This is a genomic window from Streptomyces sp. NPDC096040 (genome assembly GCF_040303265.1).
GTDB lineage: Bacteria > Actinomycetota > Actinomycetes > Streptomycetales > Streptomycetaceae > Streptomyces.
This window is the reverse complement of record NZ_JBEOTA010000009.1, coordinates 217,442-232,885: the sequence shown is the minus strand read 5'-3', so window position 1 is coordinate 232,885 and position 15,444 is coordinate 217,442. Positions and strand designations below refer to the sequence as shown.

General features: G+C 70.9%; 10 protein-coding genes and 1 pseudogene. 3 read left to right on the top strand and 8 right to left on the bottom strand.

Annotation, left to right across the window (positions count from 1 at the left end; translation table 11 throughout):
• Positions 1–5: 5 nt before the first annotated feature.
• The 4 genes and pseudogenes from panD to ABTY98_RS14695 all read right to left on the bottom strand — a co-directional run.
• Positions 6–425 carry an aspartate 1-decarboxylase gene (panD, locus tag ABTY98_RS14710; RefSeq protein ID WP_352221251.1) on the bottom strand — a complete coding sequence of 140 codons (420 nt, stop codon included), beginning with the start codon at positions 423–425 and terminating at the stop codon, positions 6–8.
• Between the two features lie 568 nt (positions 426–993).
• Positions 994–1,440: an LxmA leader domain family RiPP gene (locus ABTY98_RS14705; RefSeq protein WP_352221250.1), complete on the bottom strand. Its 447-nt coding sequence runs from the start codon at positions 1,438–1,440 to the stop codon at positions 994–996.
• Between the two features lie 80 nt (positions 1,441–1,520).
• The gene (uvrA, locus tag ABTY98_RS14700; protein ID WP_352221249.1) at positions 1,521–3,989 is read right to left on the bottom strand and encodes an excinuclease ABC subunit UvrA; all 2,469 of its coding nucleotides are present in this window, start codon (positions 3,987–3,989) and stop codon (positions 1,521–1,523) included.
• 390 nt (positions 3,990–4,379) lie between these two features.
• A pseudogene (locus tag ABTY98_RS14695) lies at positions 4,380–4,733 on the bottom strand (ArsR/SmtB family transcription factor); the annotation flags it as partial.
• Between the two features lie 666 nt (positions 4,734–5,399).
• Between ABTY98_RS14695 and ABTY98_RS14690 the strand changes: the two are divergent.
• Together ABTY98_RS14690 and ABTY98_RS14685 are read left to right on the top strand one after the other, a co-directional pair.
• Positions 5,400–6,533: a hypothetical protein gene (locus ABTY98_RS14690; RefSeq protein WP_352221248.1), complete on the top strand. Its 1,134-nt coding sequence runs from the start codon at positions 5,400–5,402 to the stop codon at positions 6,531–6,533.
• A 411-nt stretch (positions 6,534–6,944) separates the two neighbouring features.
• Positions 6,945–9,122 (top strand): FUSC family protein, encoded by a 2,178-nt coding sequence (locus tag ABTY98_RS14685; protein ID WP_352221247.1) that lies wholly within the window; start codon positions 6,945–6,947, stop codon positions 9,120–9,122.
• Positions 9,123–9,323: 201 nt separating this feature from the next.
• On the opposite strand, the gene ABTY98_RS14680 is transcribed toward ABTY98_RS14685, so the two are convergent.
• Complete coding sequence (locus tag ABTY98_RS14680; protein ID WP_352221335.1) at positions 9,324–10,496, bottom strand: PP2C family protein-serine/threonine phosphatase; 1,173 nt, start codon at positions 10,494–10,496, stop codon at positions 9,324–9,326.
• Between the two features lie 1,074 nt (positions 10,497–11,570).
• Here ABTY98_RS14680 and ABTY98_RS14675 point away from each other — a divergent pair.
• Complete coding sequence (locus ABTY98_RS14675; RefSeq protein ID WP_352221246.1) at positions 11,571–12,626, top strand: LLM class oxidoreductase; 1,056 nt, start codon at positions 11,571–11,573, stop codon at positions 12,624–12,626.
• 37 nt (positions 12,627–12,663) lie between these two features.
• Here the strand turns inward: ABTY98_RS14675 and ABTY98_RS14670 are convergent, their stop codons facing one another.
• The 3 genes from ABTY98_RS14670 to ABTY98_RS14660 all read right to left on the bottom strand — a co-directional run bounded on the left by ABTY98_RS14670 (position 12,664) and on the right by ABTY98_RS14660 (position 15,430).
• The gene (locus ABTY98_RS14670) at positions 12,664–13,275 is read right to left on the bottom strand and encodes an NADPH-dependent FMN reductase (RefSeq protein ID WP_352221245.1); all 612 of its coding nucleotides are present in this window, start codon (positions 13,273–13,275) and stop codon (positions 12,664–12,666) included.
• 13 nt (positions 13,276–13,288) lie between these two features.
• Positions 13,289–14,134 carry an aldo/keto reductase gene (locus ABTY98_RS14665; protein ID WP_352221244.1) on the bottom strand — a complete coding sequence of 282 codons (846 nt, stop codon included), beginning with the start codon at positions 14,132–14,134 and terminating at the stop codon, positions 13,289–13,291.
• 102 nt (positions 14,135–14,236) lie between these two features.
• Positions 14,237–15,430, bottom strand: coding sequence for an MFS transporter (locus tag ABTY98_RS14660; protein WP_352221243.1), 1,194 nt, complete (start codon positions 15,428–15,430; stop codon positions 14,237–14,239).
• Positions 15,431–15,444: the final 14 nt, after the last annotated feature.

Genomic DNA, 15,444 nt, shown 5'->3' with positions numbered 1-15,444 from the left:
GCCGGTCAGGCCGAGACGGCCTGCGGGCTGCGCTTCTGGTCCGAGCCCGGTGCCGGCTCGGACGGGTCGGCGCCGAGCGCCACGACGCGGTTGTCGTGGTCTACGTGCACGACCCGCGGCCGAAGCGTACGCGCCTCGGCGTCGGTGACCTGAGCGTAGCTGATGATGATCACCACATCGCCGGGGTGGACGAGATGGGCAGCCGCACCGTTGATCCCGACGACCCCCGAGCCCCGCTCCCCCTCGATGACATACGTCTCCAGCCGGGCGCCGTTGGTGATGTCGACGATGTGGACCAGCTCGCCGGGAAGCAGGTCGGCGGCGTCGAGGAGATCGGCGTCGATGGTCACCGATCCCACGTAGTGCAGGTCGGCTTGGGTGACGGTGGCTCGGTGGATCTTGGACTTGAATAGAGTACGCAGCACTTTGGACTCCTGGAAGACGGCTCCCTGCCTGCTTTCTGCAGGTCAAGGGCTTTCGTCACTGTACATCGGCACGCCTTCGACTCGAAGCCCTCATAGAACATCGTGCGCCGCGGCGAGCAGCCTTCTCGCCTGCGCGATCTGCACAATTCAAGCTGCCGCGAAGCCGTCGACCAGGGGCACATACGGAAAGCCGTCCCGGTCTGATGCTGATTGGATGCCGAGCCCTGATGGGCCATCAGACCGGTCGAGGGGCTCAGAGCAAGTTGCTACTAGGGTCAGCGGCGGTGAGGCAAGGGACCACGGCCGACCCGTGCTCTTCCTCCACCACACGACCGAGCGCTTCCGTGTCGTTTAGCCCTCTCCGCCACGCCCGAGGCGCGGTCCCGGGCGTTCGTCGGTACATCGTTGATCACGACAATGGACTGCTCGTCGCACCGTCATTACATGCGGCGCGGGCACTCGTTGGTGGGACGGCCGGCCCAAGACCGCCCCACCCGTGCCAAGCCCTCGCCACACTCCCCACCGCCAGGCCGTCGACCAGGAGAAATACAGAAGTCCGGCTGGAGTACTAGCCTCGATCTTTCGCGAGGGTCCGCCGACGGAGCCGGTGGACCTTTTCGCCTCTTGCAGTTGACGGTGGGTAGGTCGGTGGCCCGGTTGTCGCGTCGGGTGGGCGCCGGGTTCCACTTCCCGGGGCGGGTGATGTTGTCGTTGGGACGGTGGAGAGTTGCTGGTCAGCCGGGGTTGGGCAGGAGCGCGAGCCGTTCGAGGGCGGTAGTGATCTGAAAGCCGCGCCGCAACCGCCGCTGGAGCCACCGATGAAGCTGAGGATGCTCAGGGTGGTGGCGGGGGCGTCGGCCGAGGCGCTGGCGCCGAACTCCTCGGCGTCGGTGTAGGCGGTGTAGCCGGCGAGGAGCTGGTCTGCGGTGTTCGGGTGGGTACGTGGAAGACCAGAGCCCGGTCTTGTTCCAGTCTCGGCTGGGTGCCCTGATACCTCGCGAGCGATATCCGCCACAAGCTGGAACGCAGCATGGCGACGCGCGCGACCCTGCGCCCCGAACCCGGCTGACCGGTGCTCAGCCCCTCGCGCCGTCGTCAGGAGCGCGCGAGCCGGGCCGCGAGATAGGGCGCGGTGGCGCTGCGGCGGGCCCTTGCCACCTTGGCCGGCGGGCCCGCCGCGACCACCCGCCCGCCCGCGTCGCCGCCGCCCGGCCCGAGGTCGATGACCCAGTCGGCGGTGGCGATCGTGTCCAGGTCGTGCTCGACGAGGACGACCGTGTTGCCGGCGTCGACGAGTCGGTGCAGCTGTCGCAGCAGCAGCGCGATGTCCGAGGGGTGCAGCCCCGCCGTCGGCTCGTCGAGCAGGTAGAGCGCGTGCCCGCGGCGGGCTCGCTGCAGTTCGGTGGCCAGTTTGATGCGTTGCGCCTCACCACCGCTGAGTTCCGTCGCGGGCTGGCCCAGCCGCAGGTACCCCAGTCCCACCTCGCGCAACGTCTCCAGACTGCGGGAGGCGGCCGGGACGGCGGACAGGAACTTGGCGGCGGCGTCGACGGACAGCGCCAGTACTTCCGCGATGTTCTTGCCGAGGTAGGTGACTTCCAGCGTTTCGGCGTTGTACCGGGCGCCCTGGCAGGTCGGGCACGGCGCGTAGGTGCCGGGCAGGAACAGCAGTTCCACCGCGACGAATCCTTCGCCCTGGCAGGTCTCGCACCGCCCTTCGGGCACGTTGAAGGAGAACCGCCCGGCCGAGTAGCCGCGCGCCCTGGCCTCGTCCGTCGCCGCGTACAGCTTGCGCACCGCGTCGAACATTCCCGTGTACGTGGCCAGGTTGGACCGGGGAGTTCGGCCGATGGGCCGTTGGTCGACCAGGACCAGCCGGTCGAACGACTCGACCCCCGACGTGTCCTGGACGTCGACCTCCAACCGCGCCTCGTCGGGCTCCTCGGGTACGAGTCCGAGGTGGCCGCGGACGACCTCGGCGAGCACCTGCGTCACCAGCGTCGACTTTCCGGAACCGGACACGCCCGTCACCGCCGTCAGTACGCAGAGCGGTACGTCGACGGACACGTCGCGCAGATTGTGGCGGGAGACGCCGCGCAGGTGCAGCCAGCCGTGCGGTGTGCGCGGGCGGTGGTCGAGCGGCTGGGCGCGCCCGAACAGGTACTGGCTCGTGGCCGACTCCCCGACCCGCTCAAGACCGGCGACCGGGCCGCTGTACAGCACGCGTCCGCCGCCCTCGCCCGCGCCGGGTCCGATGTCGACCACCCAGTCCGCCCGCCGTACGACGTCCATGTCGTGCTCCACGACGAACAGCGAGTTGCCGGCCGCCTTGAGGCGGTCCAGCACGTCCAGCAGCGGTTCCGCGTCAGCCGGGTGCAGGCCCGCGGAGGGTTCGTCGAGGACGTAGACGACGCCGAACAGCCCCGAGCGCAGCTGGGTGGCGATCCGCAGGCGCTGCGCCTCACCGGGTGACAGGGTCGTCGAGCGGCGCCCGAGGCTGAGGTATCCGAGACCCAGGTCGAGCAGTACGTCGACCCGCGCGACCAGATCGCCGCAGATCCGGACCGCGACCTCGGTCGTCTCCCCGGATCGGGCGGTCGACGTGGTGGCGTCGGCCTTGGACCGCCCCGCGACGGGCCGCAGCAGCGCCACGACCTCGGTGAGCGGCATCGCGTTGATCTCGGCGATGGAACGTCCGGCGAAGGTCACGGCGAGCGCCTCGGCCCGCAGTCCGCTGCCGTGACACTCGGGGCAGGGCACACTCCTGACGAACCGGAGCGCCCGTTCGCGCATCTTCTCGCTCTTGGAGTCGGCGAGGACGTGCATGACGTGCTTGCGGGCGCTCCAGAACTTGCCCTGGTAGCCGTAGTCGACGCGGTCCTCCTCCGGCTCGATGTACACGGAGGGCTGCTCGTCCGTGTAAAGCAGCCAGTCCCGGTCCTTCTTCCTGAGCCTGCGCCACGGTCGGTCGATGTCGATCCCCAGGCCGCTCACGACACTGCGCAGGTTGGCGCCCTGCCAGGCGCCCGGCCAGGCGGCGATCGCCCCCTCGCGGATGCTCAGCGAGGGGTCCGGGACGAGCAGGTCCTCGGCGACGTCGTGCACGACGCCCAGTCCGTGACATTCCGGGCAGGCGCCGGCCGCGGTGTTGGGTGAGAACGACTCGGCTTCCAGCCGTGCGGCCCCGGGCGGATAGGTGCCGGCGCGGGAGTACAGCATGCGCAGCAGATTGGACAGCGTGGTGATGGTGCCGACCGTCGAGCGCGAGGTGGGCGACCCGCGTCGCTGCTGCAGGGCCACGGCCGGTGGCAGTCCGGTGATTTCCTGCACGTGCGGTGCGCCGACCTGTTGCAACAGCCTTCGGGCGTACGGTGCTACGGACTCGAAGTAGCGCCGCTGGGCCTCCGCGTAGAGCGTGCCGAACGCGAGCGAGGACTTGCCCGAACCGGAGACGCCGGTGAAGGCGACCATCGCGTCCCGCGGAACGTCGACGTCGATGTTCCGCAGGTTGTTCTCACTGGCGCCCCGGACATGCACGAAGGGGTCGGTCGCGTCCTTGTTCACCGTTCCTGACTACCTGATCGCGCCGGGAACCGCGCGACAGGCGCCGTCACCGGGCCCCGCTCACACGAGCGTCCGGAGAGTCCCGGTGTGAGCTGCTCCCAGGGAACATTCGAGGGTGCTTCACCGTTGATCCGTATGTGGGCGTGAAGGGAACTGTGTCCCCGGGCCTCACCCTTTGCCCATGAGGACGATCGTTCGGCTGAAGCCTTATGGAGCCCCCGCCGCGAGGCGACCGCCCTTCGCGCCCACTCTCGATCGGCCCCGGCTGGGGATCCCCCGAACCAGTCGGGGCCTTCGTCTGACCGCCGCCGGCGCCCTCCGGCGAACGCGGCGGTTCGCCTCCCGGTGGCGCACTCGCCCCGGCGGCTCAGCCCCAGGTCGCGAGCATGCGCCCATGGCGGCCATGACCGAGGGCTCGACCCGGTAGTAGACCCACGTGCCGCGCCGCTCGGAGGTGCGCAGCCCGGGCTCCTTGAGCTTCTTCAGATGGTGGGAGACGGTCGGCTGCGAGACGCCCACATCTGAGATGTCGCACACGCACGCCTCGTCGCCCTGGTGCGAGGCCACCGCCGAGGACAGGCGCAGCCGGACCGGATCGCCGAGCGCCTTGAACATCGCCACGCTCCGCTCAGCCTCCTCGGCGGTCAGGGGTTGTTCGGTCAGGGCGGCCAGCACGGCACCGGAGACCTCGGGCTCCAGCAGCGGCAGCGCCTTGATGTTCGACCCCTGTCTATGTGGACACATGTCGAACCAGCGCGGCCCGCCCGTGCTGGAGACCACCCTTCCCGGGGTCTTCGCCGCCGGCGACGTCAGGAGCGGCCCGGTCAACAGGTGGCCTCGGCGGTCGGTGAGTGTGCCATGGCGATCCGCCTCGTGCACGAGCACCGGGAAAGCGCGGTGATCGACAGCCGGGTGAACACCGCGTCGCGGAGCGGCCCCACGTAGAGGTGACCGGCAAGATGTCGCTGCTGACGAGGCCGAACGCCGCGGTGTCGAACACGCCGGCGAGCGCTCGGAAGAGGCCCGTGGACACCAGCCTGGGCCAGTTGACGCGGGCCATCCCGCCTAAGCCGGCCGCTTCGTTCGGATCATTGAATCGCTGGTCCGGGCGCGCCGTTGACCGATGCGCCGTGGGCGCGGATCGAGCCGTTACTCCCGGGCTGGACACCGAAGCGGGATGGCTGGTGGCGCGACGTGCGGTGCCGACCGGGGTGGCGCGGAGCGGGTGTTCGCGGTGGCGCACGCAACCGCGGCCCGGTGGTGGAGCAGGCCCTGTGCGGGGAGGACGAGGAGACCTGACCGTACCGTCTGCACCTGCTGGCAGGGGCCAGCGTGTCACGCGGCGTCGGCGATGCCTCGGGGGCATCCTGTGGGCACGGGCGGTCGCGGGGCAGCCGACGAGAAGGAGCCATGCGGGTGTCGTCTCAGGACGTTACGGTCGTGGCTCTCCTGGCGGACCCGGACGCGCCCACGGAGATCGCGCAGCGCATGGCCCGGATACTTCCTGCTCGGCTCGCCGACAAGTCTGGCCAGGGGCGACGGTTCGACGTCGAGGTGGTCAGTGAGCCCTTCACCACAGGGACCGAGGACCCGCCCACCTTGATGCGCCGGATCATGGACCGCGGAAGAGCGGAGAGTTGGGACATCGTCGTGGCCCTCACCGACCTTCCGCTGCACTCACACGGGCGCAAGCTCGTTGTGGATCTGAGTCACGAACACGGCTTGGCGCTGCTGTCTCTTCCTCCGCTGGGGGGCTTGCGTCTGCAGACGAGAGCCCGGCGGGCCGTGGAAGAAGCCGTGCTCAGCTTGGCGGCCCCGCGGGCCACCGGGGCTGAGGGACCTCCGCAGAGTCAGCCGCTGTTGGGGCCGTTCGTCAGTCGTCTCGCGCCTGTTCACCTGGGCCAGGTCGGTGAGGAGGAGACCGCTGATCTTCGGTACGTCGTCAGCGGGCCGCGCGGTTACTTGAGGGTGCTCGTCGGTATGGTCCGCGCCAACCGGCCGTGGCGGTTGGTGCCGGGCTTGTCGAAGGCCCTGGCGGCCGCACTCGCCACGGGAGCGGTCGCCACTGTGAACTCCACCATCTGGAATCTGGCCGAGTCCCTGAGCGCGCCACGCCTCGTGATCGCCACGGTCGGGTCTGTCGCGCTCATGATCGGCTGGCTGATCGTGGACGCGCAGCTGTGGCATCGATCAGCAGAGGTCTCGCGGGAGGCGAGGCAGAGGGCGAGGCTCTACAACGCCTCGACGGTCATGACCGTGGGTATCGGGGTGCTTGTCTGCTACGTGGGTCTGATCGTCATCAACTTGGTGTGGGCCCTGTTCATCCTCAACGGCCAAGCTTTCGCCTCCACGACACGAGCCCCGCTTCACGCCGCGGAATACTGGACGTTGTCCTGGTTCGTCGCTTCGGTCGCCACGGTGGGCGGCGCGCTGGGATCAGGCTTGGAGAGCGACGAGGCGATCCGGGCAGCCGCCTACTCCAAGCGCGAACAGGAACGCCGCCACATGCTCCAAGACGACGACGGTGACCAGCTGGTGACCTGAGTCGGAGATTCGTTGGTGATTGGTGGTTGGTGGTCGTCCGCGTACGAAGATTCCGCTGATCGATCGTGCGTGGTTGTCGGGAACGGCCACAAGCGGTAGGAGACCCGGGGCCGCCGTCCCGCCTGTTTCACCCGGACCGGTCCGGGGACGGGTGGCGATCTGCCCGTCCTCCGGCCGGGGCTGGGGGCAACCGCCCGCGCTCCGGTCGGACCTGAACCAACGGCGATTGCCCGCGCTCCGGCCCGGGGGACGGACGGCGGACGCTCAGCAGTGTCCGCAGTGGCAGCACGTCCAGCGGCTGCGGCCGCCGGCCTGTTCGCGGGCCGTGTGGGAGGCTTCCTTGCCCGACGGCTGCCGCACCTCAACCAGGCCGACGCGACCCGGCAGGGCGTTCCGGCTAGGCTCACACCCGTGACGTGGCTGCGGGCCTTCGGGGAGGTCGTGCGATCCGGGCTCAGGATCGAGGAGACGCGGCTGGAGCCCCTGCTCGCGCTGCGCACGGCTGCTGGGCTGGCGATCGTCATCGGGTTGGCGCTGTGGCTGGCCTCTCCTGCGTATGCCGCGTCCGCCGCCCTCGGTGCCTACTCCGCGGGTGGGGCCACCTTCCAGCGCACCTGGCGTCCACGCAAGGTGATCGCGCTCGGTGCGGGCGCGGGTCTGGCGCTCAGTACCTTCGTGGGCTACCTGGCGGCGGGGCGACTCGTGACGTTCCTCCCGCTGCTGGCCGTATGGGCCTTTGTCGCGGGGATGGCGTGGGCCGTCGGGTCGACCGCGGGGATCGTCGCGGCGACGACGGTGGGCAGCATGCTGGTGACCGTCACCCTGCCCACGAGCGTCGGGCGAGCCCTGGAGCACGCCGTGGTCATCGCGCTCGGAGGCGTGGTGCAGGCCGTGCTGATCTTGCTGTTCCCGATCCGGCGTTGGGGGGCGCATCGTGACGCGCTTGCCGACGCCCTGGCCGCCGTGGCGGACTACGCCCGCCGGCTGCGGCACGACCCGACCGCCCCGTTCGACCCGGAGCCGTTGATGACGGCCCGGGACGCGGCTGCCGTGACGCCGTCACAGGCCCGCACCCGTCCCCCCGTCCTCCACGGCCCCCGGGGCCTCGCCGAGCGCATTCGGCCGGTCGTCGCCGCGCTCGCCGACCCGGACGTCGGCGCCCCGGCGGAGGGACCCGGGCGGGACCGCGCGCGGGAGTTGCTCGGCGCGGCCGCCGACGTCCTGGATGCGGCCGCCCGTTCGATCCGCCGCGGCACTCCCGCCGAGGTGCCACCTAGGAGCGCGGACGTCCTGCGCGTCGACGAGGAGCACGAGGTGCTGGAGGGGTCCGCGCGGCAGGCCGCGGAGCGGCTCGCGGAACTGCTCGGCGAGGCGTTGGAGATCGCCGGGAGCGGCGGCGCCTCCGGGAGGACGCCCCCGCCGCCCGGCCCCGCGGGCGCCCAGTTCCTGGTGCGCCCGACAATGTTCCGGCTGGTCCCGGTCGTCGTCCGGGCGGTCCGCCGTGAGCTCCACCGGGACTCGCCCGTGTTCCGGCACGCCGTCCGCCTGGCGGCGGTGGCCACGCTCGGCTATCTGATCGCCGCCCGGCTCCCCCTGGGCCACGGCTACTGGGCGCCCATCGCCTCGGTGATGGTGATGCGGCCGGACTTCCACCGGACGTACGCGCGTGCGGTGGCCCGTCTCGCCGGGACCCTGGCGGGGGTCGCGCTTGCCACCGGGATGGTGCGGGCCCTGGGACCGGATACCCATGTGTTCGGCGCGCTGGCGGTGGTCTCGGCGGGCCTGTCGTACACGCTGAACCGTACCGGCTACGCCTACTCCCAGTGCTTCACCGCCGCGTACGTCGTCTTCCTGCTCGGCATGGGCGGCCAGGCATGGGAGCAGACGGTCCCGGAGCGGGTGGTGCTCACCCTGCTCGGCGGGGCCCTGGCCATGCTGGCGTACGTGGTGTTCCCCGCGTGGGAGACGCCCCGGCTGCCGGGCCGGCTTGCGGACTGGCTCGCCGCCAACGGCCGCTACGCGGCCGCGGTGCTCCGCAACTACGCCGAACCGACCCGGGAGCATCACGCCGACATGCGCAGGGCACTGCTGGCGAGCAGGGAGGCACGTGCCGCCTGGCAGGAGGCATACGACCGGGCAAGGCGGGAACCGGTCCGCCCCAGGGGTCTGACGTCGCGTGAGGCGCAGGAGGCGCAGGAGGCGCTCAAGGGGTTCGGCCGGGCGGCGATGCTCATGGAGAGCCACGTCCCGCGGGCCGACAGCCGTTTCGTCCCCGAGGCGGAGCGGTTCGCCGAGGCACTGGAGGCGGACACCGCGCAGGCAGCAGCCGACGTGCGCGAGCACAGGAATCCGGACTGGGGGCGCGTGGAGGAAGCGCTCCACGCGTGGGAGGGCGCCGCCGCCGGGGACCGGAGCCCGGTGGTGCGGCGCGGGGCGGAACTGCAGAAGCGGGCCTTGGAGGACCTCGCGACGGCCGTGAGCCGCACACCCCTGGAACGGGACGTCGGCTCTGCTCGCGAGGAGCAGCGGGTGCGGGCGGCCGTGGCGGCGGAAGGTGACGGATCAGGACCCGCGCACCGGGGTGGGTGACGGCTCCGGCGATGGGGAGCGCCGCGCCTCCTGGAGCGGGTACTCTCTCGGCCGCGTCGAGCGCCGCCACACGTACGCCGCTGTCGCCGTCACGAGGATCAGCCCCGCCAGGATGCTGCGGCGGTGATGCCCTCTCAGCGGTGGGGCGAGCGGTTGTCGGCGGTGGTTCCTCCCTCGGCGGAAAGGACGGCGAGCCGCGTGCTAGTGCTCCGTACGGGCGGCTGAGGCTTGCCGCGTGTCCGCGCCGGAGCTGACGTGTCGCTCGGTCTGCTTGGGGCCGTGCCAGTCCAGGCACATCACGGTGGCATCGTCCTCAAGCCGACCACCGGCCGCCTCCAGGACTGCGGACGTCAGGGTCAGCGCGGCCTCGCGCGGGTGCAGGTCCCGGGTCCTCTCGAGCAGGGCCACCAGGTCGACCTTCTCGCCGTGATGTTCGAGCATGCCGTCGGTCAGCATGAGCAGACGGTCACCTGGGCGCAGATCGATGTCCTGAACGCGGTAGGGATGGGGCACACGCACGGACAGCCCGAAGGGATGGTCCACCTCGCAGGTGATCGCCTCCGCGGCACCCTCGCGCATGCGCAGCGGCCAGGGGTGACCCGCGTTGACGAGATGGGCCCGCCCGGTGTGGAGGTTGATGCGCAGCAGCTGCCCGGTGGCGTGACCGTGGTTGTGGTCGGCCAGAGCCTGGTCGGCCAGGTGGGCCTGCTCGGCCAGGCCGACTCCCGCACGGCGGGCGCCGCGCAGGGCGCCCACCAGGACCGTGGCGGCCAGGGCGGCGTCGATGTCGTGTCCCATGGGATCGGTCACCGACACGTGCAGGGTGTCGCGGTCCAGAGAGTAGTCGAAGGTGTCGCCGCTGAGGTCTTCGGAAGGCTCCAGGCTCCCGCACAGGGTGAACTGTGCGGCCTCGCACGACAGTGAGAGGGGCAGCAGCTGGTACTGGATCTCTGCTGCCAGGGTGGGGGGCCGCGAGCGCTTGCCCCAGGTGTAGAGGTCGGTGAAGCGCCCGTTGGCGATCACCACGTAGGCCAGCATATGAGCCGCTTCCCCGACCGCTTCCAGGACACCCTCGCCGGGGGCGTCCGGCAGGAGCAGCTCCAGCAGCCCGATAGCGTCTCCCCGGTTGGTGACCGGCACGATCACCCGCTGCCCCATGCCTGTCGACTCCTGATACAGCCGCTGGGTACGGATCACCACCTCGTAGACGCTGCCGAACAGGGGAATCCGCTCCGCCTGCCGCGCATCCTCCACTTCCCCGGCAGTGGACAGCCGGGCCACTGCCTTCCCCGTCAGGTCCACGATGAGGAAAGACACCTTCGTAGCGTCGTAACGCCGCCGCAGATCCTCTGCGAACACGTCGACGGCCTCCACCGGCGCCGCCCTCTCCGCCGCCGTCAGCAGCCGGGGATATTCACTCTGCCCACCACCCACGGCCGAGGTCCTTTCCACCAGCCCCTGCCACCAGCTTGGGAGCCGCCACGGTGCGCGTCAACCGGGCCAACCACGGTCAAGTGCCTCGGCTGCGCCGCCGTGACCAGGCAGCGGCCTCGTTCACTGACGGTCAGGGTTCAGCTCGCGCCCGGCATCTTGATCAAGCCTAGGCCTTTGACCAAGCCTCGTCACCGCCTGGATGCGCAGTGGCTCATTGAAATCAGTGAGCACGCGCACCCGCGTCCGCACAGCGGGCGGAAGGTCCGCAAGCGGAGACAAGGTTCCGGCGCATGCTGACCTTCTGCTGACCCGGGGCGCACCGAAAAGGCTCTGAGCTGCGCAAACGTCCAGATACCAGATCTTGGACTTGAACGCTGCACGAAAGCACGAAGAAACTCCCGCAGCGGGTGGGCGGGGAGTGGTGCGGCGCGCTGGGGGGCAGCCGAGGTCGATGGAGCAGGTCTGGCCGGGTTCGCCCAGCCGCCGCGGTGACGGGTGACGGCACGCCCGGTTCACAAGTAGCGTGCCCCGTCGGGCATTTCGGCGATCTGGACGTGGATGCGACCGGGGGCGGATGCGGTGGGCGGTCGGGCCGTGCTCGGTCGGTAGCCCGGGCTCCGACGTGTGCGTCGAGGGCGTCCAAGCCCCGTGCGAGGAACGCGGATCTTGTCCATGACCGGCTCGAACTGGGTGCAGTCCGCCCGTTGCACCGGCGTGATGAGGCCCTGACGCACATCCGGCAGACCGGCGCCGGCGTCCCGTTTCCGGGCGGAGGCCATCTGCACTTGTGCTCGCAGGTCTATCGAGCCCGCCGCCTTTCCTCCCGCCGGGAGTAGGCAGGGTGTGGCCCACATCCGGAACATAGAAATGTCGGTGCGGTCTGTGCGGACGGTGACGGCCGGAGCGGAATCGACAGGAGGAGGAGTCACTACCTCCGCGACGGCCCGACCGCCCCCGCGCGGCGCGGCGCATGGATGCGGACCCGGACACTGCATGAAATCACCGGAGGCTCGCATGACACCACCGACAGTTCCCTCAGCCGGCGCACCCGTGGACGTCGAAGGCGGGGCGCAGCGGCCGTTCTTCGAGCACGCGGCAATGGCCAGGGCGTACCCCGGCGACAGGATGACCGTGGGCGCCATAACGCCACTGGAGGGCTTCGACGGGCCCGTGCCGTCCCTGGCCGGGCACATCGAGCGGATCCAGCAGGCCGAACGGGCCGGCTTCGCCTCGGTGTGGGTCCGTGACGTGCCGCTGCTGGATCCCAGCTTCGGGGACGCCGGGCAGGTCTTCGACCCGTGGGTGTACCTGGGGCAGCTCACCGCCCGCACCACCTCGATCACACTGGGGACCGCCAGCATCGTCATGCCGCTGCGGCACCCATTGCACACCGCCAAGGCGGCCGCCTCGGTGGACCAGCTGTCAGGCGGACGGCTCCTGCTCGGGGTGGCCACCGGTGACCGGCCCGTGGAGTTCCCGGCCTTCGGTCAGGACCTGAGCGGCCGGGCCGAGAGGTTCCGGCAGTCGCTGGAGTACTTCCGTGTCGCCCTCGAGCACCGTTTCCCGCACATGGAGTCGCCGCTCGGCCGGATGCGCGGCACCGATCTGCTGCCCAAGCCGGTGTACCGGCGGATCCCTGTACTGATGACGGGACGCGGCAGGCAGGACATCCGGTGGATCGCCGACAACACGGACGGCTGGCTGTACTACACCCCGCCGCTCCAGCAGCAGGCCGAGAACATCGAGCGGTGGCGGGAGCTGACCCGGGGCGACGGCGGTGGGTTCAAGCCGTACGCCCAGGCCACCTATCTGGACCTGACCGAGGACCCGCTGGCCCTGCCCCGGCGCATCCACCAGGGGTTCTCGGTGGGCCGGGTGTCGTTCCTGGCGATGATGCGGGCCTGGCAGGACATCGGCATCGACCAGCTGATGATCAACTTCAAGCACAGCCGCCGCCCGGTCGCCGAAGTGATCGACGAACTGGCCGAGCACGTGTTGCCGCACTTCCCGCCAGGGCGCCTCGGGGCGCGCGGCGAGCACCGGCGGCCCGTGGGGCGGACGGGGCCCTGAGAAAGGACGACCCCCGGCGCCCCTGCGTGGCAGGGGCTCAGTCCAGGGCTGCCCCGGACGGCCGCTCCTGCGCGTAGTCGCACGTGCCCTCCGCCCGGAACTGAAGGGCCGCCCTGGTCACCTCCGCGCCGAGGCCGCGCAATTGGTCCGCGACCGCCTGGTCGGTGAGGCGTCCATCGCCGTCGAAGACCCGGGAGGACCGCGGGACCGCGAACACCAGCGGTACGGCCCAGCCGCGCAGCGACCGGACGATGAACTCCATCGCGTTGATCGCCTGCAGGCCCTGCACTCCACCGGCGGTCGTCAGCATCCCCACGGGTTTGTTGCTCAGGTAGGGCGGATCGTGGTCGGCCAGGAGGGCGAGCCAGTCCACCGCGTTCTTGAACGCGCCGCTGACCGACCCGTGGTACGTCGGGCTGCTCCACAGCAGGGCGTCGGCGGCCTGAACGGCGTCCGCAAGCCGGCAGGCGGACGGAGGGATCCCGTGCTCGGACGTGTAGAGCGGAAGATCCAGCCGCTTGAGGTCGATCACCTGGGTGTCGGCGCCCGCCCCGGCCGCCCCCTCTACCGCCACACACAGTGCGGTGAGGCTGGTCGACGGGGTGCGCAGCGAACCCCCCATTCCGACGACGAGCGGAGGGCGCGCCATCCTGTCAACTCCTTCAGAGCATCTCCAGGGGCGTGGGCCCGCTGGGCGGCGGGAACCCCTCGTCGAGGGCGTCGAGCGCCTCGGTGGGAAGGTGGAGGTCCACCGCGCCACGGTTCTCCCGAACGTGGTCGGGTGATCCGGAACGCGGGATCGCGGCAACCCCCTGTTCCAGCACCCAGGCGAGTGCCACCTGGGTCGGCGTGGCTCCGAGGGCCCGGGCCACGGCACCCAGTGCCTCGACCTTCAGCAGCCGCCCCTGCTCGATCGGGGAGTAGGCCATGACCGTCACCCCGGCCTCGCGGCACCAGGGGAGCAGATCCCACTCGATGCCGCGCCGGGAGAGGTTGTAGAGCACCTGGTCGACGGCCACGGCGTCACCACCGGGGAGGGCGGTCAGCTCGACCAAGTCCGCGACGTCCAGATTGCTCACGCCCCAGTAACGGATCTTCTCCGCCTCCATCAGGTCGGTGAATCCCGCAAGGGTCTCCTCGAGTGGCCACCGTCCCCGCCAGTGCAGCAGGTAGAGGTCCAGCCGTTCCGCACGGAGCCGCCGCAGGCTGCCCTCGCAGGCGGCGACGGTGCCCTTCCGGTCGGCGTGGCCGGGCAGCACCTTGCTGACGAGGAAGACCTCCTCCCGGTGTCCCCGGAGGGCATCCCCGACGAGCTCCTCGGCTGCGCCGTCGCCGTACATCTCCGCCGTGTCGACGACGGTCATGCCCAGGTCCACGCCCAGCCGCAGCGCGGCGATCTCCTGTTCACGCCGGGCCGGGTCCTCGCCCAGGTACCAGGTGCCCTGCCCGAGCGCCGCGATCTCCTCACCGGAGGGGAGCACGATCGTTCCGGCCGATTCCGCAGACATGCCGTGCCTCCCGTCTGCCGCGGGTCCGTGTCACGCGCACCCGCACCGAGTGCCCACGTCCGCGCCTCCCAGACAACCGGTGTCGCATGGGCCGCAGGGAGGTCAGGAGGGCCGAGCGGACTGCGCCGGGAGCGCGCCGGGACCGGGTGCGCGGTCGCGCACCGCGACGGCGACCGACACCACGGCGCCGCAGGAGAGGACCGCCGCGAAGCCGATCATCGCGGTCTGCACGGCGAAGTGCCGCAGGGCGACGCTGAACAGGACGGACGGCAGACCCATTCCGAGGTACGCGACGACGAAGAACACGGCGAGGACCCCCGCGCGTGAGGCGGGCTCGGCCACTGAAACTGCACGTTCGACGCCTCCCTTGAACAGCAGCCCGGAACCGGCTCCCGACAGGGACACGGCGACCAGGTAGAGCCAGAGTGCCGGGTGGTAGAGGGCGACGGCGCACAGGACCAGGCCGACCGGGAAGACCACTGCCCCCACGGTCAGGACCCGGGGCAGTGGGAGGCGTCCCAGCACCAGCTGGGCGGCCGCCGCGGAACCGAACATGAGGAAGGCCGCCAGGCCGACCACGAGGTGCGAGTCGGTGTGCAGGGTGCCATGGAGCACGCTCGCCCCGAGGGAGGAGATCAGGCCGAGGATCGCGAAGGCGAAAGCGCCCAGCGCGCCGGCCGCGCCGAACGTCCGCCGGCCGCCGGGGCGCAGGACGAACCTGCTGGGCGGTTCGGCCACGGGCAGCTCCAGGTCCACGGTCTCCGGGGTGCACAGCACCAGCGCCAGGCACCCTGCCATGGCGAGCGTGAAGATCGCCTGGGTGGTGATCAGGGGCGTGGGAAGCCACTCGGCGGCGGCTCCGGCGACCAGGGGCCCTGAGGCCAGGCCGCCGAGGTTGGCGGCGGTGGCCACGATGCCGGGCAGCACCGAACCCGTCCGTTCCGGACGGGCCTCGTGGTGGAGGTCGTGCAGGTACGTCGTCGCGGTCGAGGCCATCAGCCCCAGTCCGACACCGTTCAGGATCCGGCCCGCGATCAGCCCCGGCAGGTCCCGCCACACGATCAGCACGACCGACGCGACGATGCCGACCAGCAGCGCCGGGACGATGATGCGCCGCCGGCCGAGCCGGTCCGACAGGTGTCCCAGTCCGAGGAAGGCGGCCGCTGCGCCCACGACCATCGAGGCGTACGCCACCGTGACCGTGGTCGCGCCGAAGTGGTCCCGGGCCTCGTACAGCGGCCACAGCGGGGTCGGCGCGGTGCCGAAGGCCATCAGCACGGTGAAGGCCACCGCCACGAACCAGAAGCCGG